The following is a 21932-nucleotide window of genomic DNA, read 5'->3' as shown; positions in this document are numbered from 1 at the left end:
TTTCCCCCGGCGGGGCGGCGGGACGCGGCATAGGGTGAGCCTCATGACGCCGCTCCAGCGCTACATTCTCGAGGAGATCGCGACCGATCACGCGGAGGGACTGCTCAGTCGGCGGGAGGCGCTACGGCGTCTCGGGTTGCTCGGGCTCGGGGCGACTGCCGCGTCGGCCCTGTTGGCGGCGTGCGGGGGCGACAATGCCGCGCCCGCGCGAACCTCCAGCGCCGCACCGTCTTCCACGTCGCCGGGAGGCGCACCGTCCTCCGCGCCGCCGGGAGCGGCGGGCGCGGTGCCGTCGAGTTCCGTTACCTTCGCCGGACCGGAGGGCCGCACCTTGCAAGGTGCATGGGCCGAGGCCGCCCAGCCGCGCGGTGGGGTGTTGGTTATCCATGAGAACACCGGGCTGACGCCGTTCATCCGGTCGGTCACCGGGCGCTTCGCGGGGATCGGCTATTCGGCGCTGGCGGTGGATCTGCTCTCCGAGGAGGGTGGCACGGCGACCTTCACCGATCCCGCCGCCGCGACCGCCGCGCTGGGCAAGACGCCGCAGGAGCGGTTCGTGGCCGATCTGCGGGCCGGGGTCGCCGAGCTGGCGCGGCGGGTGCCCGGAAAGAAGCTGGGCGCCACCGGTTTCTGCTTCGGTGGCGGCCTGACCTGGCTGCTGCTGACCTCCGGGGTCCCCGAACTGGCGGCGGCGACACCGTTCTACGGTCCCTTCGCGGGTGGCGAGATCCGCACGCCCGCAGCGGTTCTGGCGATCTACGGGGCGCTCGACACCCGCGTGGACGCCACCCGCCCGGCGGCCGAGCAGGCCCTCGCGCAGGCGGGCGTCCCACACGACACCTTCGTCGCCGACGGCGCGGACCACGCCTTCTTCAACGACACCGGCCAACGCTACAACCCGACTGCCGCGACCGAGGCATGGCAGCGCGTAACCGACTGGTACACAAGTTATCTGGGCTGATCACCCAACGCCACACGCACCGACGCCACCACAGCCTCCACACCCGCCGTGCCGTCCACAGTGACACCCGCCTCGTCGTCGCCGCGCGGTTCGAGGTCGGCGAGCTGCGACTCCAGCATCCGCACCCGCATGAAATGCCCTGTCCGCGTAACCAATCGACGTTCCAGTTCGGCCCGAGGCACCGCGAGCTCGACCACGAACAGGTTCGGTGCGGCCACACGCAGCCGGTCTCGGTAGCGGCGTTTGAGCGCCGAGCAGCTGACCACGCCGCCGTCGCGGTGGGTGGCCAGCCAGGCCGCGATGGCGTCGAGCCAGGGGGCGCGGTCGGTGTCGTCGAGGGGGGTTCCCGCCGACATCTTCTCGATATTGGCGCGCGGATGGAAGTCGTCGCCCTCGGCGTATTCCACCCCGAGGTCGGCCGCCAGGCGCACCCCGACCGTTGTCTTACCGGCACCCGATACGCCCATGACGGCGATCGGTCGTCGAACGTCACCCATGCCCCGACCCTACGGCTGAACTAGGCTCGACGGCGTGACGGAGGAGATCACCCCGGATTGGACGTCGAGCGGGTCGGGCTTCGAACTGGGCACCGACGGGCCCCGCGTGATCATGGTCGGCGTCGACGGATCCGACTCCTCGTGGCGCGCGTGCGCCTACGCCGCCGGTCTCGCTCGTCGCCAGAACGCCTTGCTGGCAATCGTTTACGTGCAGCCGTACATGGCGATGGCGGGCGCGTACGGCGCGGATGTGCAGGGTGTGACCCAGGAGATGGCCGAGGATCTGGCCCGCGAGATCCACGATCACGCCGAACGCGTCAAGGACGTCTACTCCACCCGCTGGAAGTTCCTGACCCGCCGCGGCGACCCCTATGCCGGATTGGCCGAGGCCGCCGACGAACTCAAGGCCGACGCGGTGGTGGTCGGCGCGTCGGAGAAGACGGGTCATCGGCTGGTCGGGTCGGTGGCTGTACGGTTGGTCAAGGCCGGACGTTGGCCGGTCACCGTCGTTCCCTGAGGACGACGGGCACGCCCGCGTTTGGTGTGCACAACTGCGGGAACTCGCCGGACAGCCATCGAGGAAAGGGTTTCTGACATGTTGATCCGCCGCTTGGCCCGCCCGCTGCTGGCCACCGCCTTCGTCGTGGACGGGGTGGACACGCTGATGCACCCCGAACCGCGGGCCAAGGCCGCGCACGAGCTGGTCTCGCAGGGTGAGCAGAAGCTGCCGGAGCAGGTCGCCGCCAAACTTCCCTCCGACCCCGGCATGGTCGTCAAGGCCAATGCCGCCGCGCAGGTCGGCGCGGGCGTGCTGCTGGCCCTGGGCCGCCTGCCGCGACTGTCGGCGTTCGTGCTGGCCGCCACCGTCATTCCGGCGACCGTCACCGAGCAGGACTTCTGGAACGAGCAGGATCCGGGCCGCCGCGACGCCAAGCGCGTGGCGTTCCTGAAGGATCTCGGCCTGCTGGGCGGGCTGATGATCGCCGCCGCCGACACGGAGGGCAAGCCGTCGCTGGGCTGGCGGGGCCGCCGGGCCGCCCGCCGCGCGGCCGCCGCGCTCCCGATCGGGGCGGCGTCGAGCGACACGTTGCGAGATCGCTTGGCGCAGCAGGCCGTTCGTGGTCGCGAGCTCGCGGAGGCGGCGGCCGAGCGGGGCGCGGAGCTGTCGGAGGTCGCGCGGCATCGGGGCGCGGAACTCGTCGAGACCGTGCAGGATCGCGGCCCGGACTGGGCCGAGACGGTCCGTCAGCGCGGCGCGCATCTGGTCGAGGTCGCCCAGGATCGCGGGCCGGAACTGGCCGAGGCCGCCCGCCAGCGCGGGTCGCGGCTCATCGATATCGCCGCCGATCGCGGACCCGAGGTCGCCGAGGCCGCCCGCCAGCGCGCCGCCCGGCTCGCCGAACTCGCCCAGGACCGCGGCTCGGAACTGGCCGACCGCGCCCGGGGCTCCGACCTCGCCGACCGCGGCGTCGAATTGTCGGGCAAGGCCCGCAAGCGCGCGGCCAAACTGGCCGACAAGGCCGAGGCCCGCGCCGCCAAGCTCGCCGACAAGGCCGAGACGCGCGGCACCAAGATCGTCGACAAGGCGCAGAACCGCAGCGCGAAGCTGGCCGACAAGGCGCAGAACCGCAGCGCCGAACTCGCGGACAAGGCCAAGAAGCGCAGCGCGAAGCTGGCCGATCGGGCCCAGTCGCGCACCGAGGAGCTGGCCGACAACGCCCGTTCCCGCCTCAACCGCTGAACACACGCCACGGCCGCGTCCCGGGAATCGGGACGCGGCCATTGTCGTAGGCGCACGCGACGGCCGCGTCCCAGGCTCGGGACGCGGCCATTGTCGTAGGCGGACCCGGCGTCCGCGTCCCCGGGCTCGGGACGCGGCCGTTGTCGTAGGCGCACGCGACGGCCGCGTCCCAGGCTCGGGGCGCGGCCGTTGTCGTAGGCGGCCCCGGGCCGCCGCGCGCTCGACAGCGGCCGGAGTGCGGGACCGCGAGAATCGTTGCGCCACAGCGCGATCGAGCGACGTCAGATCCGGGTCAGCTCGAACAACCGGAACTCACGCCCCCGCGACAGGCGCGCCTCCATCAGGTACCCGGGCCAATAGTCCACCGCCCGTTGCCAAGCCGCCGCACGCTCCTCGCCGGTCAGCCGCCGCACCCGCACCTTGAAACGCTCACCGCCGCTGTGCAATTCGGCGAATTCGGCGGCGGCGAGATTGGCCGACCACGCCGGGTGCTCGGGCCGCCCCCAGTTCGAACCGACCAGCAGATAGGTGTCGGCCCCGTCGGGGACGTAGAGCAGCGAAACCGTGCGCGGCACACCGGTTTTGCGCCCGGCGACGGTCAATTCGATCGAGGGCAGCCCGGCGATGTCGAGCACGCCGTGCCGCCCCTTGGTGAGGCGGCGGATCAGGCTCTCCAGCCGCGCGATCGCGGGCGCCGCCCGCATCACCAGCGGACGGCGAGCGAGCGCCCGGCCTACCGCGGGCAACGGATTTCTCGGCACGAGATCACCGTACCGCCGTCATCGCGCGGCGACACCGGCGTCGCGGATGATCTCGAGCACCTCGCCGTGGGTCAGCGACGAGGTGACCGTGATCGACTCCGAGCCGGGGTCGACGTCGACTCCGCTGGTGGTGTCCAGTCCGCGCAGCGTGCGCTCGGCGCGATCGGCCTCGTCGGCGAACCGCGGCAGCTGATAGGTGTAGGTGCCCATGGGATCTCCCGGGTGCGAAGGGACTTCGTGATTCGGGTAGCACACCCCCGATCGCTCAAACCCGGGTTTGACGGGCGTGCCGGTGGGCATTGCCGGAACACCACGATCCACCAACCATCGGGAATTGGAATTGTCATGATCGTATTGCTCGGGTTGATCATATTGATCGCCGCGGTGATCGTCGGCGTCGCCGCCGTGGTGGCGAACTCCGGCACCGCCCACGTGCTGTCGAGTGATTTCACCGTTTTCAACCAGCATTTCACGCCTACGCAGGGTGAGCTGTTCGCCGCCGGGGCCGCGGTCGGAGCGGTCGGAATGCTCGGGCTGGCGCTGCTGCTGGCGGGGGCGTTCTCCTCGGCGCGCCGGCACGCGGAGATCCGCCGCGAGCTGCGTCAATCGCGGCGCGAAATGACCGCCGCGCGTAAGGATCTCGCCAATACCGCGCCCCAGCCCGCCGCCCGGCCGGTCACCGCTCAGCAGCGGACCGAGCCGCAGCGCAAGCCGGTCTGGTCCCGCAATCCCTTCCTGCGCCGCCAGGGCGACAGGGCCGCCACCCAATCCTGAAGGACCCGGAGTACATCATGATCATCGCTGGAATTCTGCTCATCATCGCGGGCTATCTGCTCGGCCTTCCGATCCTCACCACGATCGGCATCATCCTCGCCGTCATCGGCGCGATCCTCATCCTGCTGGGCGCGGTCGGCCGCCCGGTCGGGGGTCGACGCTGGTATTACTAGTGCCGACCAGGAAGTCGGCCATCGCCCCGGCGACGGCCTCGGGCTGATCGATCATCGATAGCACGTAGGCGTCGTCGATCTCGACGAGACGGCCCCCGGGCAGCAGACCTGCCAACCGGGGGCCGTGTTCGCGTGGCATGACCTTGCCCGCGGACGACCACAACACCAATGCCTCCCCCGAGAACCCGCGCAGCGCTTCGGTATTCGCGATCAGCTCGGCCGCCGCGGTCAGCGTCCGCCCGTACTTGCGCACATCGCGCAGGACGCGCCGGTCGCGCAGCCCCGGTTCGGTCCAGCCGCGCACCAGCTCGTCCGGCAGCGAGGTGCGCGCCATCCAACCGAACAGCAGCGGCGTCTCCCGCAACCATCGAATTCGCAACTGCCGCACCGCCAAGGTGAGTCCCCCCGGCACTCGTGCGGCCAGGACCGCCAGCTTGCCGGGCAGGCCGGGCGGGAAATTATCGAACGCCTCGCAGGGCAGCACGATCAGCCGCCCCACCCGCTCATCCAGTCCGTACGCGGTGAGGAACAATCCGCCGCCCCAATCGCTGTGCACCAGCGTGACGTCCCGAAGGTCCAGCGCCGCAAGGAAATCCGCGATCACCCCGCACAGCCCGCGCAGACTCAGATCGGCGTCGGGGCGCATCGGCTCCGGATGCGCGCCCAGCGGCAGCACCGGCCGCACGTACCGGAAGCCGCCGGGCAGCAAGGGCAGCACCCGATCCCACACGGTGTGATCCATCAGCAGCCCGTGCAGCAGCACCACCGGCGGCCCGTCGCCGTGTTCGACGTAATGCACCCGTCCCGCCGTCACCTCGACCACCGGCATGGCCCACCTCCTCCTAGAACGATCACTCTAGAGCGTATGTTCTAGTGTGGGGGTATGGCGGAGAACGTGTCAACCACCCGGGATCGATTCCTCACCGCCGCGACGGAGCTCATGCGGCGGCAGGGGTACGCCGCCACCAGCGTCAAGCAGCTCACCGCCGCGGCGGGCGCGCCCATCGGCTCGCTCTATCACCATTTCCCCGAGGGCAAGCAGCAGGTCGCGGCGGCCGCGTTGCGCACCAGCGGCGCGGTCTACATCCAGTTGCTACCGCTGCTGATGGACCCGTACGACGATCTGCGCGAGGCGATTCCGGCCGCGTTCGCCGCCGCGGCCGAGGATCTCGAGCGGTCGGGCTGGATGAACATGTGCCCGGTCGGCACGGTCGCGGGCGAGATCGCGGACAGCGAGCCCGCGCTGCGCGAGGTGGCCGCCGAGGTGATCACGTCGTGGATCGACCAGGGCACTGCGTATTTCGTGCGGCGCGGGCTGAGCCCCGAGGTGGCCCGCGAACTGCTGATCGCCATGCTCAGCGCGCTCGAGGGGGCGTTCATCCTCAGCCGGACGCTGCGCTCGGCCACTCCCCTCCACGCGGCCGGGCGGGCGCTGGCCGCCCACGTGGACAGCATGACCGGTCGCGGGTCCGCCGGAAAGACGCCAGAGCCGGGGGCAGACGTCGGCGAGCGAACCCGGTGAGCGGCCCTCAGCCGACCGTGAATTCGGGCGAGACGCCGCGGATCGGCGTGCGCGTCCCGGCCGCGTCGCGCAGATCCCCGAAGTACTCGACGCGGTAGCGGCCGGGCGGGGTCGTCGGCGGGATGGTCCAGTCGATGCGGATCAGGGAGGCCGCGGGCTGGCCGTCGGGGCGGGACCAGTGCAGTTCGGTGCACCAGTCGTTGTCGTCGTGCACGCGTCGCCAGTCGTCGCCCTCGCCGCGTCGCACCTCGAAATACGTTCCGCCGCTGTGGAAGTCGTTGTTGGGGTGGCCGCCGCAGAAGGTGACCGACGCGGTCGCGCCCGGCGGGTAGCCGGTGGCGGGCGCGGCCACGACCGCGCCGAAGGCGTATCCGGCGACGGGCTCGTCCGGCGGCACGGGCGGCAGCAGATTCGGCTGCGGTCCGTCCGTCCAGTCCAGGGGCGCCGGGCCGCGGCCGGGATCGATGCGGGCCGCCACCGCGCGCGCGAGGCGGTCGAACTCCTGGAGGTACGCCGAGAGGGTCCAGCGCCCGAACAGCGTCTCCCCGCCCTCGTACTGCTGCGCGGTGTACTCCTCGGGGGTGGTGACGTAGCCGCAGTAGCCGTTGGCGTAGCCCTGGACGAGCACGTTGTCGATGGATGTGCCGAGCGCGCGGGCGACCACGCGCCGGATCCGCAGCCCGGAGACCACCGTGTATTCGGCCGGGCCGCAGGCCAGGACGAGTTCGCCGAGCCGCACGATCTGGATCGGCACCACCTGCGGCACCCACGGCCGCGGCGGCAGCACCCCGAGCGGCGCGACGATGAGCTTGGGCGACTGCGCGTCGCGCATCCACTGCTCGATCGGCGCGTCCGTCCCGCCGAGCGCGGCGACCACGGGATTGCGCTCGCCCTCGAACAGGAACGGCAGCTGGGTCTTCCAGTTGTCCTCGGAACTGGTGGCCGCCGCCGCGGCGCCCATCATGGCCGGGGTGGTGCGCGCGGGTCTGCCGTCGGGGGTGTAGTCGCCGTCGACGGCGGTGTCGGCCATGTTCACATAGCGCAGCGCGGTGTCCACCCCGCCGCTCGCCATGGGTCGCGCGGACGCGAAAGCCGCACGCGCGCACTGGTATTGGCGTTCGCCGAGCAGCGCGCAGTCGGCGCGGTTGTCGCCGGTCGGGCCGGTCGGATGCCAGGGGGTCACGGCGAGATTCGGGGTGATGTCGCCCGGGTTGGTCTGGGCGAACGCCGCGACGAAGGCGGGCGGCCCGTCGAGGTGCCGCACGCCCATCTCGTCGTGCTCCCAGCGGTAGCTCGCGTAACCCTTGTTGTCGGCGGAGATGAGGGTGTTGTGGTCGGTCAGGGAGGTGCCGTGGGTGGCGAACCAGGTGATCGCGCCGACGTCGCGGCCGCCCTGCCGCAGCCGCAGCACGGTGACCGCGGGGTCGATGCCGTCGGGGAACTCCGCGGTGTCCTCCGGTGGATTCAGATCGAAGGCCGAGCGGGAGCGATTGGCCGACGCGTCGCGCAGTTCGCCGCGCCCGAGCAGCAGGGCGCCCGGGGCGAGCCGCTCGTGCGCGGCGGCGATCGCGGCCACGATGCCGTCCACCTCGGCGTCGTGCGAGTTCCGCTGGAAGCCGTACGCCGCAAGCGAATACGCGTACTCCCGGGCGGTGCCGCCGCAGGAGTTGTGGTTGTGGGTGGCGTTGAGATTCACGTTGCGTTCGGTATACAGCCCGCCGAAGCGCTCGGCCAGCCTCCGCAGCACGGCTTGGTGCACCGACTGGAACAGGCAGGCGATATCGGCGGTCACGAACGCGACGCGGTCGCCGGTGGCCCGGTCGACGATCACGTAGGCCCGCGCCCAGCAGCGCATGAGCAGGCCGGTGGCCACCTGGTCGAGTTCGGAGTAGCCCATCATGCCCTGCCCGGCGACCGCCCCGGTGACATCGGCCATGCCGCAGCCGATCAGATAGTCCTGCCCGTCCGGGCTCGCCCCGGCCGTCACGGGCACGCGCGCGGCCAGCACCGCGCCCGCGCCGGCGGCCAGCATCGTTCGCCGGGAGAACGTCACATGTGCTCCTGAGGGTTCCGGGGACGTCGCCGTCGCTTGCGAATACCTGATTCGGCGAAGCGTACTGGTCACTCGTCCAGTACGCCAGCGCACGAGCCGCGAACGATCATCCCCGAAAGATGTGGCCGCCCGGCCGGATCGGAAGGATCCGGCCGGGCGGCCGCCCTCACGGGCGTCGCCTGGCACGGCCCTGGTGCGCCAGGCGACGCGTCGAAACCTACAGCCGCCCAGCCGGACTCACAATGACCCGACCCACACTCTCACGGGTTTCGCGGGCGATTGTCAGCGCATTCTCAGTGACGGTACGCCAGGGGTGTGCTATCGGGCGATGTCGACGGTGAGCGGCAGATCGGCGACGGAGGTGCCGACGTGCAGGGTGAAGGTTCCCGGTTCGGTCGCCCACCCGTCGGCGGTCCAGTGTTCGAAGGCGCGGTGCGGCAGGGCGATGGCGATCTCGCGCGATTCCCCCGGGCCGAGGGTGAGGGTCGCGAAGGCGGCGAGCCAGCGCACCGGACGGTCGATCGCGCTCTCGGAACGGGACAGGTACGCCTGCACGACCTGTTTGCCGTGTCGGTCGCCGGTATTGGCGACGGTGAGGGTCGCGGTGTCGGCGGTCGCCGAGAGGTCGCTCAAACGCCATGTGGTATAGCCGATTCCGTGCCCGAACGGGTAGGCGGGCTCGACGCCCGCGCGCAGCCAGGCGCGATAACCGATATGGATGCCCTCCGCGTAGCACAGGACGCCGTCCGCGTCCGGGGTGGTGTTCAGCACCGGGACATCGGCCATGGTCGCGGGCCAGGTGGTGGGCAGGCGGCCGCCGGGTTCGCGGGCGCCGGTCAGCACGTCGGCGAGGGCCGCGCCGAACTCCTGGCCCGGGAACCACGTCAGCAGCACCGCGGCCACGTCGTCGCGCCACGGCATCTCCACGGGCGCACCGGAATTCACGACGACGACGGTCCGGGGATTCACGGCCGCCACGGCGGCGACCAGCTCGTCCTGACGGCCGGGCAGGCGCAGTGTGGTGCGGTCGACGCCCTCGCTCTCGATGAGTTCGGTGGTGCCGACGACGACCACCGCGGCCTCGGCGTGCCGGGCGGCCTCGACGGCGGCGTCGAATTCCGCCCGCTCGTCGCGGCGGGGGCGGTCGGCGACGAGCGCGACGCCGAGCAGGACGCCCAGGCCCGGGACGGGATCGGGGACGTCGATGGTGATCCGGACGTCCACGTCCTGTCCGGCGTGCAGGGTGCGGGTGACCGCGCGCTGCGGCGGATCCAGCAGGGCGGCAAGGAAATCCGAGCCCGACGGGGTCAGCGTCTCGTCGACGGCGGTCTCCCCGTCGAGGTCGAGCCGGACGTGGCCGAGCGCGCCGGTACCGATCCGCCACTCGCCGTCGGCGTCGGCGCGCAGGCGGGCGCGCAGTTCGAGGGTGGTGGCGCGGGCGGCGGCCGGGTCGCCGAACAGGACGAGGCCGCCCGCGAGGCGGTGCTGGGTGTCGATGATCGCGTGGCCGTCGAGGTAGCGCAGGCTCAGGCCGGGGGTGCCGGTGTCCGGATCGGTGAGCAGTTCGAGCGGTGCCGGGGCGAGTGTGTCGGTGACCCGGACGCCGGGCGTATGCACCACGGGCACAACGCCTTTGAGCCCGTCGAGCGGGGTGGTGACGTGGCTCGGGATGACCGTGGCGCTGCCGCCGCCCATCAGCCGCGGTTCGGCCGCGCCGGGACCGAGCAGGGCGATCCCGGCGCCCGGGGGCAGCGGCAGGACGCCGTCGTTGCGGACCAGCACCATGGCGTCGGCGGCGACCCGGCGGACGAGGGCCTGGGCCTGTTCGTCGGTGAAAGCCGGTGTCGGAGCGGGCTTGTCGCGCAGTCCGCCGACGCGGGCGGCGAACCGCAGGATGCGGCGGACCTTGTCGTCGATGGCGGATTCCGGCACGGCGCCCGCGCGCACCGCCTGTTCGAGGGGGTCACCCCACAGCATCGGCGGGCCGGGCATGCAGAGGTCGGTGCCGCGGGCCGCGCCCTCGGTGCTGCGCACGGCCGTCCAGTCCGAGACCACCACGCCGTCGAATCCCCAACTGCCCTTGAGTGGTTCGTCCAGCAGCGGGTTCTCGGTCATGGTGACCCCGGCGACGGAGTTGTAGGCCGCCATCACCATCCACGCCCCCGCCGCCACGGCGCGTTCGAACGGATACAGATACAGCTCCCGCAGGGCCCGCTCGTCCACCCGCACGTCCACGGTGAACCGGTCCGTCTCCGAATCATTGGCCACGAAATGCTTGGGACAGGCCCCCACCCCGTGCCGCTGCACCGCCGCCACGTAGGCCACGGCCATCTCCGCGGTCAGCATCGGATCCTCGGAGTAGCACTCGAAATGCCTGCCGCCCAAGGGAGATCGGTGCAGATTCACGGTCGGCCCCAGCACCGCGTACACATCCTTGCGCCGCGCCTCCGCCGCGATCAGCGCCCCCACCTCGGCCAGCAACTCCCGATCCCAGGTCGCCGCCAGCGCGGTCCCCGAGGGCAGACTCACCGACGGATCCCGCTCGTCCCAGTCCTCCCCCCGCACCCCGGTGGGCCCGTCGGAGATCACCATCTCCCGCAACCCCACCCGCGCGTCCCCCGCCATCCGGAACAATCCCGCCCCGGAGATCAACCGCACCTTCTCGGCCAGCCCCATCCCCGCAACCACCCGATCGACCGACTCGTCCACGCATACTCCTGCCGTCGCGTCCATCCCCGACCGACCACTCGGTAGGCCATCCCGAGGCTACCGAGGGATCGGCGCGGAGCCGGGCAGCAACACCCGGGAGTCTCGAAATTCGGATCGTTATCGAGACTCCGCGGCGAGACGCCGGTAGAGCGTGGCGCGGGAGACGCCGAGCCCGGCGGCGATGTCCGCGATGGACTCTCCCGACGCGCGGCGGCGGCGGGCGGCTCGGACCATCTCGTCGGTCACCACACCGGGACGGCCGCGACGCGCGGAATCCGTTGCGGCGGAGAATATTCGGGGCGGCGCGGGAATACCGCCGGACACCGGGGCCGTGGTGCCGAGGAGGCGGCGGGCGCCGTCGAGGACGGCGGCGCGCAGCGCGTCGCGGGGCTGGTCGGCAAAGAAGACGATCGGGTCGCTCAACGCCGCGTAGACCTGCGCGGCCCGGACGCGATCGACCAGCTCCGGGGCGGGCCCGGCGAGGAGCTCCTGGACCGAGACGGCCAGGTCGCGCATGCGCGCGAAGGTCTCCGCGTCCTCGGACAGCGACTGGTCGCGCAGGTGGACGCGCAACAGCCGGGCGTGCGAGAGCCAGACGTCCACGAGCGCCTCGAGGACCGCCCAGCCGCGGGCCGCCGGATCCTCGATCGCCCGCGCGGCCTCGACGACGGCCTCGCTCTCGGTCAGCAGCGGCTCCACGAGCGCGGCGAGGATGTGCGACTTGCTCGGAAAGTGGTACAGCACGGCGGTTTTCGTCAGACCCACCCCCTCGGCGATCTCCCGGACCGACACCGCGTGGGCGCCGCGCTCGGCGAACAGCTCGAGCGCGGTCCGCAGGATACGAGCGCGCGAATCATCCATCACGACGCCGATCCTACCCCTTGACTGACCATCGGTCAGGAGCCTACAGTCGAATCACTGACCAACGGTCAGACTTTTTGAGACAAGGAGTCGTCATGCGGAACGAACGGGTACTGATCTCCGGCGCGGGCATCGCCGGGCAAGCGCTGGGATATCTGTTGGCGCGCAACGGTTTCCGGCCGACCATCGTGGAACGGGCCGGGACGCTGCGCCGCGGCGGTCAGGGGGTCGACATTCGCGACGAGGCCCTCGAGGTCGGCGAGCGCATGGGCATCCTGGCGCGCGTGCGGGCGGCGGGGGCCGATGTGCTCGGGATGCGGTTCGTCGACGCGGCCGGGGCACGCGTCTCGGAGGTGCGGCTGCGCCGGCCCGGGGATGAGCCCGCCGCCGATGTGGAGATCATGCGGGGCGATCTGATCGAGCTCCTGCACGAGATCGGCAGCGGCGCTGTGGAATACCGCTTCGGCGATTCGATCGAGACCCTGGAGCAGGACCGCGACGGGGTCACCGTCACCTTCGAGCACGCCGCGGCGGAACGCTTCGACCTCGTGATCGGCGCGGACGGACTGCATTCCCGGGTCCGCCGCCTGGCCTTCGGCCCCGAGCGCGACCACGCCCGCCACATGGGCCACTATTTCGCCTTCGGCGACGCCGACGCGAGCCTGGGGCCCGATCGCTGGGTCACCATGTACAACGCCCCCGGCGCGATGGCCGGTCTCTACCGGTCGGGCAACCACCCACAGGCCAAGGCGTACTTCATGTTCCGCAGTCCGCGGCTGGACCTCGACCCGCGCGATCCCGCCACCGCCCACCTGCTACTCACCCGGCATTTCGGGCACCGCACCGCCTGGCAGATCCCCCGCCTCCTCGACGGCGTCCTCGCCGACCCCGACCTGTACTTCGACTCCCTCACCCAGATCCGCATGTCCGCCTGGTCCACCGGCCGCGTCGCCCTCGTCGGCGACGCCGCCTACTCGCCCTCCCCCGCCTCCGGCGCCGGTGCCGAACTGGCCCTCGTCGGTGCCGACCGCCTCGCCGCCGCCCTCACCGCCGCCGACGGCGACCACCAGCGAGCCTTCCCGCGCTACACCGCCACCCATCTCCCCCTCACCCGCACCAAGCAGCGGCTCGGTCCCAACCTCCGCCTCATGATCCCGAAAACCCACGGCGGCATCGTGTTTCGCAATGTCCTCACGCGCCTTCCGATGCCCCGACCGCTCGGTGCGTAGCGTCGAGGGAGACCGCGTCGGCGAACGCCCGGAGCAACGGGCCCTCGGCGGCGGTGCGCCACACGAGGGCCCATCGGCAGGGCGGCGCGTCGCGGATCGGGACGAATGCCAGTCCGGGCCACGGGTAGAAGTCGGCCGCCTCGCCGGAGACGGCGGCCACGCATCGGCCCGCCGCCACCGCGTTGAACAACTCGTGCAGGGTGTCGACGCGCGGGCCGCGCCCGATCGGCTTGCCCGACGGGGTGTGGAACGGGTTGAGAACCTCCTCCATGTACGCGGGAATCGAACCGCCCGCGACCACGACACAGTCGCCGAGATCCTCCCGGGTGATCGCGTCGCGGGCGGCGAAGGGATGCGCGGCGTCGACCATCAACAGCACCGGAGAGGTGTGGGTGACGGGACCGACGGTGAGATCCGACTCCCGCACCGGCAGCCACACCAGCGCGATATCCACCTCGCCAGACCGCAGCGCGTCCAGCGGGCCGGACGGCTGGATCTCGCGATGGCGGATCTCCACCCCGGGGTGGCGCGCGCGGAACAGATCGATGCCGTCGGCGAGCGCCGCCCCGTGCGGACCCATCGTGCCCAGCGTCAACACACCCGCCAAGCCGCGCGCGGCGGCGGAGACGCTCTCGACACCCGCCATGATCTGCCGGTATCCCACCGACAGCTCGCGCCGCAACTGTTCCCCCAGCGGTGTGAGCCGCACCGTGCGCGTGGTCCGCTCGAACAGCCGGCCCCCGATCCCGCGTTCCTGCTTCCGGATCGCCTGACTCACCCGCGCCGTGCTGATGTGCAGGCGCTCGGCGGTGCGGCCGAAGTGCAGTTCGGTCGCCAACGTCAGGAAGATCTCGATATCCCGCAGTTCCACCCACACCTCCACACCGTGAAGCCCCACGTTAACAATCCGATGCGCGAACGCTCCTTTTTCGGGGGTCGCGCGGCGACCAGACTGGCTCGCGTGGCACCGAATCCGACGACCCCGCATCCGACCCGGCCGCGACGATCGCGCCGTCGCCGAGGGTGGCCCCGGGCAGGACGGTGGATTGGTGGCCCAGCCAGACGTCGTTGCCGATCACCGTGTCCCCGCGGCTGGGCATGGCGTCCGTGGTCACCGCCGACGTCGCGCCCTACACGATCGTCGGCGGCAATCCCGCGCGCCCGATCCGGCGGCGCTTCGCCGACGACGACATCGCCGCCCTGCGCCGCGCGGCCTGGTGGGACTGGCCGGTGGAACTCGTCACCGAGCACGCCCGGACCATCATGGCCGGAACCCCCGCCGAGATCGCGCGCATCGCCGCCGATCACCGACTCGAACAGGAGCTCGCGCAATGACCGAGACACATGAAGCGCGGACCGCCGAAGCACCGTTCCGCATCGTCGAATTCGACGAGACGATCTACGACCACCCGCAGGCCGGGCCGAAACTGACCCGGGTGCGGATCCGCAAACGCTACGAAGGCGTCCTCGAGGGCACCGGTGTGGTGGAAGTGCTTACCGCCCAAGGTGATTCCGGCGCGGGATTCGTGGCCTCCGAGCGGATCGAGGGCGTTCTCGACGGACGCCGAGGAACCTTCGTCATCCAGCACGGCGGCCTCGCCGAGGGAACCTCCCAGAGCACCTTCGGCGCCATCGTCCCCGGCTCCGGCACGGGCGAGCTGGCCGCGATCTCGGGGCGGGCCGTCGAGGACCGCCGGGAGGTCCTGACCCTCACCTACACGCTCTGAGCACCGGAGCTCAGCGCGGCGGAATATCGATCCGGGTGATCAGCGTGACATCGGATTGCGTTGTGGTGGTGACGATCTGGCGGTACACGCGGCTCGTCTGATCCGGACGCGATTCGGTCACCCGCACATCGAACCGGCCGTCGGGAACGGGGGTGATCTCCACGCAGTGGTGGGTGCCCGCGGGAATCGTGGCGATGCCCAGATCGATGACCTGGGGCGGGGAGACCCAGGCGTCGGGCGTGGTGACGGTGCGGGCGAGCGCGCCGGAGCGGGCGACGTAGTAGGCGTGCTGGAAGGCGAGAATGGCGTCGGGCCCCGAGGCGGTGGAGCCGACGCCGTTGCCGCGCACCAGATCCGGGGTACGGGTGGGGTCGCAGCCGGGGGCGCCGCCCAGGCCGATGTCGCCGGTTCTGACCAGTGCCTCGGGAACGGCCTGCTGCACGTGCATCTCGGCGCGCGCCAGCGCGACCCCGCCCGCGACCGCCGCGGTGCCGATCATGGCGAACGAACCGAACAGCACGCGGCGGCCGCGGCGGGCGGTCGGCAGGGCGTGGCGGCGACGGGGCTGGGGCGGGGGAATCATGCCGGGCCACACCGTTTTCACCGGGGCGGCGGCCCGCATCCTCCCGGCACGACGCGAGCCGCTGAATTCGGTCTCCGACGACATGGCCTCGCCGCACCCCCTTTCGCGATTCCGTCCCGCCGCAGCGCTATCAGGTTGGGCGCTAACAACATTGCATATCGGCGTCCGGTCCGCTGGGTGAATGCCCAAGTCGAAGGCATGATTTCGATGAAAGTTACCCACCCGGGCCGGAATTCACGCCCAGGTCCGGAACTCCCGGTAGGTTTTGCGGCGCGAGAGACGGGAGAGGTTTCGGCGACCGCCCTCACTCCTCGACGGGAAAGAAGGACTCCCCGTCCTCCGGCGTCCCGTCGATCTGTCCGGCGTGCTCGCGCGTCGGCGAGGCGTCGTGCCCCCGCGTATCGGGCCGCACCTCGTCCAACCCCTCGACACCGGTTCCCGAATCCTCGTCCTCGACCGGCCGCCGCCGCTCCCCCACGTCCGGCTCCTCCTGCGCGAGCCGGTCGGCCAGCGGCTCCCCCTCCCGCTGTTCGCGCGACGTCATCCCGTACCGGTCCACGCCGGTCCAGTCGTCGGGCGGATCGACCACGGCGTCGCCGTCGCGGTTGCGCACCTCGTCGGAGTCCAGGCTCTCGGTGGAATCCAACATGTCCTCGTCGGGCTGGCCTCGATCGTTCATGTCTGCGTCGTTCCCGCGCATCGTCCCGGCAAACACCGGGTCGTCTCCGCCTGTTGTGCTCGTCGGCGGTCGCACGAGACGCCGGCCGCGGGCACGCCCGAATCCCCTACCCCTGCGAGGTTTAGGGGGCGACCGGTTCGGGTAGCGGCTGCGGTGCCGTCCGGTTATGCTCGTGCCGAAATTCGAAAGAGCCTGGCAGCGCACGTGTTTCGGCCCGCCCGTCCGCGGTCCACGATTCGGGGGAGCTGCGGGCGTCGGGAATGCGAGAGTGCGGAACGTGTCAGGACCTGTGCACACACCCGAGGGGGGTCGTACCCGCGGCGGAGCCGTGGTGGCCCGGGTCACGCTCACCTTCCTGTTCTGCGCGGTGCTCGCCGCGACCGTCGTGGCGGTGTCCGCCCTGCTCGCCCCCGACTCGGTCCGCCTCCCGCTGGCCATCGGCGGCGGCGTCGCGGCGCTGCTGCTGTGCGTCGCGATCGCCGAGGTCGTGCGGCTGCGCTTCGCCGTGGGCGAGGCCCGCGCCGCGCTCGCCGCGGCCCATCGGCTCGGCGAGGCCCGCGCCGGGGAGGCGGCGGCCGCGCTGGCCGCCGCCCGCGACGCCGCCGCGGCCCAGGTCCGCGAGACCAAGACCAGCGACGCCCGCCGCACCGCGGCCATGGCCGCCTTCGCCAACGCCGCCGGGCGCATGCAGGCGATGATGACGAGCATGCTCGCCGAACTGCGCGAGATGGAACACCGCCACGCCGATCCCACCGTCCTGGCCGATCTGCTGCAACTCGATCACCGCACCGCGCAGGCGGGCCGCCTGGCCGACTCCATCGCCGTGCTCTCCGGCGCGCGTTCGGGCCGCCGGTGGGCGAAACCCATTGCGATGGAATCGATTCTGCGCGGCGCGATGGGCCGCGTCGCGGGCTACCAACGCGTGCGGCTGCGCGCGGTCGCCGAGATCGCCATCGCCGGACACGCGGCCGAGGGCGTCATGCACGCACTCGCCGAACTGCTCGACAACGCCTGCAACTTCTCCCCGCCCACCACCGAGGTGCACGTCTACGCCGCCGAGGTGCCCGCGGGCGTCGTGGTCACCATCGAGGACAGCGGCCTGGTCATGAGCGAATCCGCGCTGGCCCGCGCCGAACGCACGGTCTCGGGCATCGCCTCGAACGGACAACGCGGCGGCAGCGCCCTGGACCTGTCCTCGCTCACCGGCACCCGCCTCGGCCTGGCCGTGGTCGGTCACCTCGCCCACAAACACGGCATGACCGTGTCCTATCGGCCGTCCGCGATCGGCGGCACCGCCGTCGTGGTGGTCGTCCCGCGCGATCTGATCGTGCGCCTGGACCGCGCCCCGGGCTCCACCGCCACCCTCACCCTGCCCGCGGCGCCCGCGCGGCAGCAGCCCGCCCCGCCGCCGATCACGGTCCCCGCCGAGCCGGTCGCCGAGATCGCCCTGCCCAAGCGCCGCCGCGGCAGCACGCTCGCGGCCGTGCATCCCGAGGGGCTGTCGGCGCCGCGACCGAGTACTCCCCCGGCGCCCGCTCCCGTCCGCCCGTCGGCGATGGGCGCCTTCCAGCGCGCGGTGTCCGGGCGCGCGGAGCACGCCGAACCCGTTGTCCTGGAGGAGAATTCATGACACTGCCCGTGACCTCACAGCTGGGCTGGCTACTCGACCAGTTGCTCGCGCGCACCCCGCGCGCCCGGCACGCGCTGCTGCTGTCCAGCGATGGCCTCAAGATCTGCCACACCCCCGAACTCAGCGCCGACAAGGCCGATCAGCTGGCCGCCATCGCCGCGGGCATCCAGAGCCTCTCGCACGGCGCCTCGGTCGAATTCGGCGACGGCCGCTCCGGGGTCCGCCAGTCCATGACCGAGTTCTACGGCGGCATCCTGTTCATCGTGGAGGCCGGGATGGGCGCGCACATCGCGGTGGTCGCGGCCGAGGACGCCGACGCCGGACTGGTCGGCCACAACATGCGCGAACTGGTCGAACAGCTCGCCGACCACCTGGCCGCCGCGCCCCGAACGCCGGGGGCGAGCCGGTCGTGAGCAGGCCCGGCCGCGACGACGACCCCGATCGGCTGTACACGCTGACCGGGGGGCGTTCCCGACCCGACAGCGACGCGTTCGATCTGGTGACCCTCGTGGTCAGCGAGTCCGAGCCGACGCCCGGTATGCAGTCCGAACACCGCGCGATCCTGTCGATGTGCCGCGCGCCCACCGCCGTGGTCGAGATCGCCGCCGAGCTGCGGGTGCCCGTCGGCATCGCCATGGTGCTGCTGTCGGATCTGCTGGCCGCGGGCAAGATCACCGTGCGGCATCCGCACGCGACCGCGAATACCCCTGGGGCGCCGTGGAGTTCGCTGCCCGATACCGAAACGCTCGAGAAGGTGCTCGTTGGTCTCCGCAAGCTATGATTCGCGGCCGGTCCGCTCGGACGCGCCGCTGCCCGGCTCCGCGCACAGCGGTTTCAAGATCGTCATCGTGGGCGGATTCGGCGTCGGCAAGACCACCATGGTCCGCTCGGTGAGCGAGATCCGTCCGCTCGACACCGAGGCCACCATGACCGATCTCGGTGTGGGCGTGGACGATCCGAGCGGCGCACCGGGCAAGACGACCACCACCGTCGCCTTCGACTTCGGCCGCATCACCCTCGACGCCGAGCATGTGCTGTATCTGTTCGGCGCGCCGGGCCAGGAGCGGTTCTGGTTCCTGTGGGACCGGTTGTTCACCGGCGCGCTCGGCGCCATCGTGCTCGTGGATCCGCGCCGCATCGCCGACTGCTGGTACGCGGTCGACCGCCTCGAACATCAGCACACGCCGTTCGTGGTGGCGTGCAACGACTTCGGCGGCACGCCCTATCCGCCCGGGCAGCTGCGCGACGCGCTCGATCTGGATCCGTTCGTGCCGCTGGTGAGCTGCGACGCCCGCTCGCGCACCTCGAGCAAACAAGTGTTGATCACCCTGGTCGAGCACCTCTACCGCAACGCCGCACCGAATCCGGAGATCGCGTCGTGACCCTGCCGCACCCCGCCCCCGGTCCCTCGGCCGAACCGGACGTGGTCCCGCTCAGCGGCCCGCGTTTCCACACCGACCCGCAGCAGCTCTACCGCGAGATGCGCCGCGAGCACGGCCCGGTGGTCGCGGTCGAACTGCCCGGCGGCGTGCCCGCGTGGCTGGTCGTCGGCTATCGCGAACTGCATCAGGTGACCAGCGATCCGGAGTCGTTCCCGCGCGATGTGAGCCTGTGGAACCAGTGGCCCCACATTCCGGCGGACTGGCCGCTGCTGCCCATGGTCGGCCGGCCCATGCCCTCGATCTACTACACCGCCGGGGCCGAGCACCGCCGCCACGTCTCGATGGTGGAACCCGCCCTGGACGCGGTCGATCCGTTCGAATTGCGCGTCGCCTGCGAGGATCTCGCGGACCGGCTGATCGACGGGTTCTGCGGGCGCGGACAGGCCGAGCTGGTGACCGACTTCGCCGAACCGCTGCCGGTGCTGGCGCTGGCGCGCATCCTCGGGTTCCCGGACGAGGACGGGCCGGAACTGGCCTGGATCATGAAGACCTTCACCGACGGCGGACCCGACGCCCAGGCCGCGCATCTGCGCTTCGCCGAGCGGATGGGCCGCCTGGTGGCCACCAAGAAGGAGCGGCCCGGCGACGATCTCGTCTCGCGAATGCTGGCCTGCCCCATGGCCTTCACCGATCAGGAGTACGTGCTCGACCTGATGGCGATCGCGGCCGCCGGGCACCTGCCGACCTCGGACTGGATCGGGAATTCGGTGCGGCTCATGCTGACCGACGACCGGTTCGCCGCCGCGCTGGGCGGCGGGCGGCACAGCATCGGGCAGGCGATGAACGAGGTGCTGTGGGAGGACACCCCCACCCAGATCCTCGCCGGGCGCTGGGCCGCGCGCGACACCCGCCTCGGCGACAAGATCGTGCACGCGGGCGATATGCTGCTGCTCGGCCTCGCCGCCGCCAACGCCGATCCCCATGTGCGCCAGCACGTCTCGGACGGGACGGAACCGGCGCACAACGGCAACAGCGCGCACTTCGCGTTCAGCTACGGCGAGTACCGCTGCCCGTTCCCGGCCCAGCAGATCGCCGAGATCATCGCCCGCACCGGCATCGAGGTGCTGCTGGACCGGCTGCCCGACATCGATCTGGCCGTGCCCGCGCAGAACCTGGTCCGGCGGCCGTCCCCCTTCCTGCGCGGAATGACCTCTCTCCCAGTCTGTTTCACCCCAGTTCGCGCCGTCGGAGGTACCCCATGACCACGCCCTGCCCACATGCCGAGACCCTGGTGATCGATCCGATGATCGGCGATCTGGCGGGCGAGACGGCGACGCTGCGCGCGGCCGGACCGCTGACCCGCATCGAGTTGCTGGGCGTGCCTGCCTGGACCGTCACCACGCACGCGCTGGCCCGGCAGCTGCTGGTGGATCCGCGTCTGGTGAAGGACATCTCGGCGTGGGGGCTGTGGCAGTCCGGTGTGGTGACCCGGCAGTGGCCGCTGATCGGCATGATCGACGCGGGCCGGTCGATGTTCACCGTCGACGGCGCCGAACATCGGCGGCTGCGGATCAAGACCACCCAGGCGCTCTCGCCGCGCCGCCTCGACGCGCTGCGCCCGGTGATCGAGCGGACCACCGCCGAACTGCTCGACGACCTCGCGGCGGCCGGGGCCGACGGGGCCGTGGTGGATCTCAAGCAGGTCTTCGCCTATCCACTGCCGATGCGGGTGATCAGCGAACTCATGGGAGTGCCGCGCGCCGACCATGATTGGCTGCTCCGGTCCTACAAGGCGTTCTTCTCGCTGCTCACCCCGCAGGACGAGCGGCTGCGCGTGATCGCGGAGCTGGACGAGTACTTCACCGATCTGGTGCGCAAGAAGACCGCCCAGCCGCAGGACGATCTCACCTCCGCGTTCATCCTCGCCGACGACGGCGGGGAGCGGCTGACCGAGGAGGAGGTGGTCGGCAATCTCAAGGCGCTCGTCGCCGCGGGCCACGAGACCACCGTCTCGCTCATCCTCACCACCGTGCGCGCGCTGCTGACCCACCCGGATCAGTTCGCGCGGCTGCGGGCCGGGGACTACGACTGGAAGCAGGCCATCGAGGAGACGCTGCGCTGGGACGGCCCGGTCATCCATCTGCTCATGCGCTTCGCCACCGAGGACATCGCCATCGGCGAGACGGTGATCGGGAAGGGCGAGGGCGTGGTCATGTCGTACCGGGCCATCGGCCGCGACACCGCCGTGCACGGCCCCGACGCCGACGCCTACGACCTGACCCGGCCGACCGCGCATCGGCACGTGTCGTTCGGCTTCGGCCCGCACATCTGCCCCGGCGCGGCGCTGGCGAGGCTGGAGGCCGCGATCGCGCTGCCCGCGTTGTTCGAGCGGTTCCCGCAATTGCGGCTCGCGGTTCCGGTCGAGGAGATCGGCAATCTTCCGGTGCTCACGCAGAATGATCTCGCGGCGTTCCCGATTCATCTCGTCCCGGCCTGACACGGTACGAAATCCGGTACGAGCGAACACTTTTCGCATTCGGAAAACCGCGCGGTCGCCATTTTCCGCGGCGTAGACAATACTGCGAGGTATTCTCCGGAATTTGCCGAACATCAGCCATTGAAATTGGGTAGCGTCTCGGAACCGTAACCA

24 protein-coding genes and 2 pseudogenes are annotated in these 21932 nt (G+C 71.3%); 15 read left to right on the top strand and 11 right to left on the bottom strand.

All coding sequences use genetic code 11. The features are described from left to right. Positions 1-43: 43 nt before the first annotated feature. Positions 44-961, top strand: coding sequence for a dienelactone hydrolase family protein (locus ACFYTQ_RS14705; protein WP_387360727.1), 918 nt, complete (start codon positions 44-46; stop codon positions 959-961). Here the strand turns inward: ACFYTQ_RS14705 and ACFYTQ_RS14700 are convergent. After that, positions 949-1458, bottom strand: a complete 510-nt coding sequence (locus ACFYTQ_RS14700) for a gluconokinase (protein ID WP_387360725.1) — start codon at positions 1456-1458, stop codon at positions 949-951. The two genes, ACFYTQ_RS14705 and ACFYTQ_RS14700, sit on opposite strands and share 13 nt — an antisense overlap. Positions 1459-1492: 34 nt before the next feature. On the opposite strand from ACFYTQ_RS14700, the gene ACFYTQ_RS14695 reads away from it, so the two are divergent. Continuing rightward, positions 1493-1975, top strand: a complete 483-nt coding sequence (locus ACFYTQ_RS14695) for a universal stress protein (RefSeq protein ID WP_387360723.1) — start codon at positions 1493-1495, stop codon at positions 1973-1975. A 78-nt stretch (positions 1976-2053) separates the two neighbouring features. Then, positions 2054-3199, top strand: a complete 1146-nt coding sequence (locus ACFYTQ_RS14690; protein WP_387360721.1) for a DoxX family protein — start codon at positions 2054-2056, stop codon at positions 3197-3199. Between the two features lie 281 nt (positions 3200-3480). Here ACFYTQ_RS14690 and ACFYTQ_RS14685 read toward each other — a convergent pair whose 3' ends face one another. Together ACFYTQ_RS14685 and ACFYTQ_RS14680 are read right to left on the bottom strand one after the other, a co-directional pair. Beyond that, positions 3481-3960: a nitroreductase family deazaflavin-dependent oxidoreductase gene (locus ACFYTQ_RS14685; protein WP_387360719.1), complete on the bottom strand. Its 480-nt coding sequence runs from the start codon at positions 3958-3960 to the stop codon at positions 3481-3483. An 18-nt stretch (positions 3961-3978) separates the two neighbouring features. Continuing rightward, a complete protein-coding gene (locus tag ACFYTQ_RS14680; protein WP_387360717.1) occupies positions 3979-4170 on the bottom strand; it encodes a hypothetical protein in 192 nt (63 codons plus the stop codon). A gap of 135 nt (positions 4171-4305) precedes the next feature. Between ACFYTQ_RS14680 and ACFYTQ_RS14675 the strand changes: the two genes are divergently transcribed. Further along, a complete protein-coding gene (locus ACFYTQ_RS14675; RefSeq protein WP_387360715.1) occupies positions 4306-4734 on the top strand; it encodes a hypothetical protein in 429 nt (142 codons plus the stop codon). A gap of 17 nt (positions 4735-4751) precedes the next feature. Then, entirely contained in the window at positions 4752-4907 is a 156-nt protein-coding gene (locus ACFYTQ_RS14670) for a DUF6131 family protein (protein WP_387360713.1), read from the top strand. On the opposite strand, the gene ACFYTQ_RS14665 is transcribed toward ACFYTQ_RS14670, so the two are convergent. After that, entirely contained in the window at positions 4852-5736 is an 885-nt protein-coding gene (locus tag ACFYTQ_RS14665; protein ID WP_387360711.1) for an alpha/beta fold hydrolase, read from the bottom strand. The two genes, ACFYTQ_RS14670 and ACFYTQ_RS14665, sit on opposite strands and share 56 nt — an antisense overlap. 54 nt (positions 5737-5790) lie before the next feature. On the opposite strand from ACFYTQ_RS14665, the gene ACFYTQ_RS14660 reads away from it, so the two are divergent. Then, entirely contained in the window at positions 5791-6429 is a 639-nt protein-coding gene (locus ACFYTQ_RS14660; RefSeq protein ID WP_387360709.1) for a TetR/AcrR family transcriptional regulator, read from the top strand. Positions 6430-6436: 7 nt separating this feature from the next. Here ACFYTQ_RS14660 and ACFYTQ_RS14655 read toward each other — a convergent pair whose 3' ends face one another. From ACFYTQ_RS14655 to ACFYTQ_RS14645, 3 genes are all read right to left on the bottom strand, one after another. Then, a complete protein-coding gene (locus ACFYTQ_RS14655; RefSeq protein ID WP_387361302.1) occupies positions 6437-8461 on the bottom strand; it encodes a neutral/alkaline ceramidase in 2025 nt (674 codons plus the stop codon). Between the two features lie 339 nt (positions 8462-8800). After that, on the bottom strand, positions 8801-11191 hold the full coding sequence (locus ACFYTQ_RS14650) for a glycoside hydrolase family 3 C-terminal domain-containing protein (protein ID WP_387360707.1): 2391 nt from the start codon (positions 11189-11191) through the stop codon (positions 8801-8803). A gap of 117 nt (positions 11192-11308) precedes the next feature. Then, complete coding sequence (locus ACFYTQ_RS14645; RefSeq protein ID WP_387361300.1) at positions 11309-12052, bottom strand: TetR family transcriptional regulator; 744 nt, start codon at positions 12050-12052, stop codon at positions 11309-11311. Between the two features lie 95 nt (positions 12053-12147). On the opposite strand from ACFYTQ_RS14645, the gene ACFYTQ_RS14640 reads away from it, so the two are divergent. Next, positions 12148-13281, top strand: a complete 1134-nt coding sequence (locus ACFYTQ_RS14640; protein ID WP_387360705.1) for an FAD-dependent monooxygenase — start codon at positions 12148-12150, stop codon at positions 13279-13281. Here the strand turns inward: ACFYTQ_RS14640 and ACFYTQ_RS14635 are convergent. Together ACFYTQ_RS14635 and ACFYTQ_RS14630 are read right to left on the bottom strand one after the other, a co-directional pair. Then, positions 13244-14179, bottom strand: a complete 936-nt coding sequence (locus ACFYTQ_RS14635) for a LysR family transcriptional regulator (RefSeq protein WP_387360703.1) — start codon at positions 14177-14179, stop codon at positions 13244-13246. The two genes, ACFYTQ_RS14640 and ACFYTQ_RS14635, sit on opposite strands and share 38 nt — an antisense overlap. Before the next feature lie 91 nt (positions 14180-14270). Continuing rightward, positions 14271-14381, bottom strand: a pseudogene (locus ACFYTQ_RS14630) (DapH/DapD/GlmU-related protein); the annotation flags it as partial. 10 nt (positions 14382-14391) lie between these two features. On the opposite strand from ACFYTQ_RS14630, the pseudogene ACFYTQ_RS14625 reads away from it, so the two are divergent. Next, positions 14392-14514 (top strand): annotated as a pseudogene (locus ACFYTQ_RS14625) (antibiotic acetyltransferase); the annotation flags it as partial. Between the two features lie 98 nt (positions 14515-14612). Continuing rightward, a complete protein-coding gene (locus tag ACFYTQ_RS14620; RefSeq protein ID WP_387360701.1) occupies positions 14613-15008 on the top strand; it encodes a DUF3224 domain-containing protein in 396 nt (131 codons plus the stop codon). Between the two features lie 10 nt (positions 15009-15018). Here the strand turns inward: ACFYTQ_RS14620 and ACFYTQ_RS14615 are convergent, their stop codons facing one another. Both ACFYTQ_RS14615 and ACFYTQ_RS14610 read right to left on the bottom strand, forming a co-directional pair. After that, positions 15019-15675: a hypothetical protein gene (locus ACFYTQ_RS14615; RefSeq protein WP_387360699.1), complete on the bottom strand. Its 657-nt coding sequence runs from the start codon at positions 15673-15675 to the stop codon at positions 15019-15021. A gap of 220 nt (positions 15676-15895) precedes the next feature. Then, positions 15896-16270 (bottom strand): hypothetical protein, encoded by a 375-nt coding sequence (locus tag ACFYTQ_RS14610; protein WP_387360697.1) that lies wholly within the window; start codon positions 16268-16270, stop codon positions 15896-15898. A 331-nt stretch (positions 16271-16601) separates the two neighbouring features. Here ACFYTQ_RS14610 and ACFYTQ_RS14605 point away from each other — a divergent pair, with 331 nt between their 5' ends. Genes ACFYTQ_RS14605 through ACFYTQ_RS14580 form a run of 6 tightly spaced genes read left to right on the top strand, consistent with a single transcriptional unit; the run spans position 16602 to position 21779 of the window. After that, positions 16602-17900: a sensor histidine kinase gene (locus ACFYTQ_RS14605; RefSeq protein WP_387360695.1), complete on the top strand. Its 1299-nt coding sequence runs from the start codon at positions 16602-16604 to the stop codon at positions 17898-17900. Next, on the top strand, positions 17897-18313 hold the full coding sequence (locus tag ACFYTQ_RS14600) for a roadblock/LC7 domain-containing protein (protein WP_387360693.1): 417 nt from the start codon (positions 17897-17899) through the stop codon (positions 18311-18313). The genes ACFYTQ_RS14605 and ACFYTQ_RS14600 overlap by 4 nt, the downstream gene beginning before the upstream one ends. Beyond that, positions 18310-18681: a DUF742 domain-containing protein gene (locus tag ACFYTQ_RS14595; protein WP_387360691.1), complete on the top strand. Its 372-nt coding sequence runs from the start codon at positions 18310-18312 to the stop codon at positions 18679-18681. The genes ACFYTQ_RS14600 and ACFYTQ_RS14595 overlap by 4 nt, the downstream gene beginning before the upstream one ends. A gap of 28 nt (positions 18682-18709) precedes the next feature. After that, positions 18710-19282: an ATP/GTP-binding protein gene (locus tag ACFYTQ_RS14590; protein WP_387361298.1), complete on the top strand. Its 573-nt coding sequence runs from the start codon at positions 18710-18712 to the stop codon at positions 19280-19282. Beyond that, complete coding sequence (locus ACFYTQ_RS14585; RefSeq protein WP_387360689.1) at positions 19279-20544, top strand: cytochrome P450; 1266 nt, start codon at positions 19279-19281, stop codon at positions 20542-20544. Before ACFYTQ_RS14590 ends, ACFYTQ_RS14585 begins: the two co-directional genes overlap by 4 nt. Next, on the top strand, positions 20541-21779 hold the full coding sequence (locus ACFYTQ_RS14580) for a cytochrome P450 (RefSeq protein WP_387360687.1): 1239 nt from the start codon (positions 20541-20543) through the stop codon (positions 21777-21779). The genes ACFYTQ_RS14585 and ACFYTQ_RS14580 overlap by 4 nt, the downstream gene beginning before the upstream one ends. Positions 21780-21932: the final 153 nt, after the last annotated feature.

The sequence above is a fragment of the Nocardia sp. NPDC004068 genome (assembly GCF_042874315.1).
Lineage (GTDB): Bacteria > Actinomycetota > Actinomycetes > Mycobacteriales > Mycobacteriaceae > Nocardia.
Note: the sequence above shows the minus strand (reverse complement) of the source record. Positions and strands in the feature narration are given on the sequence as shown.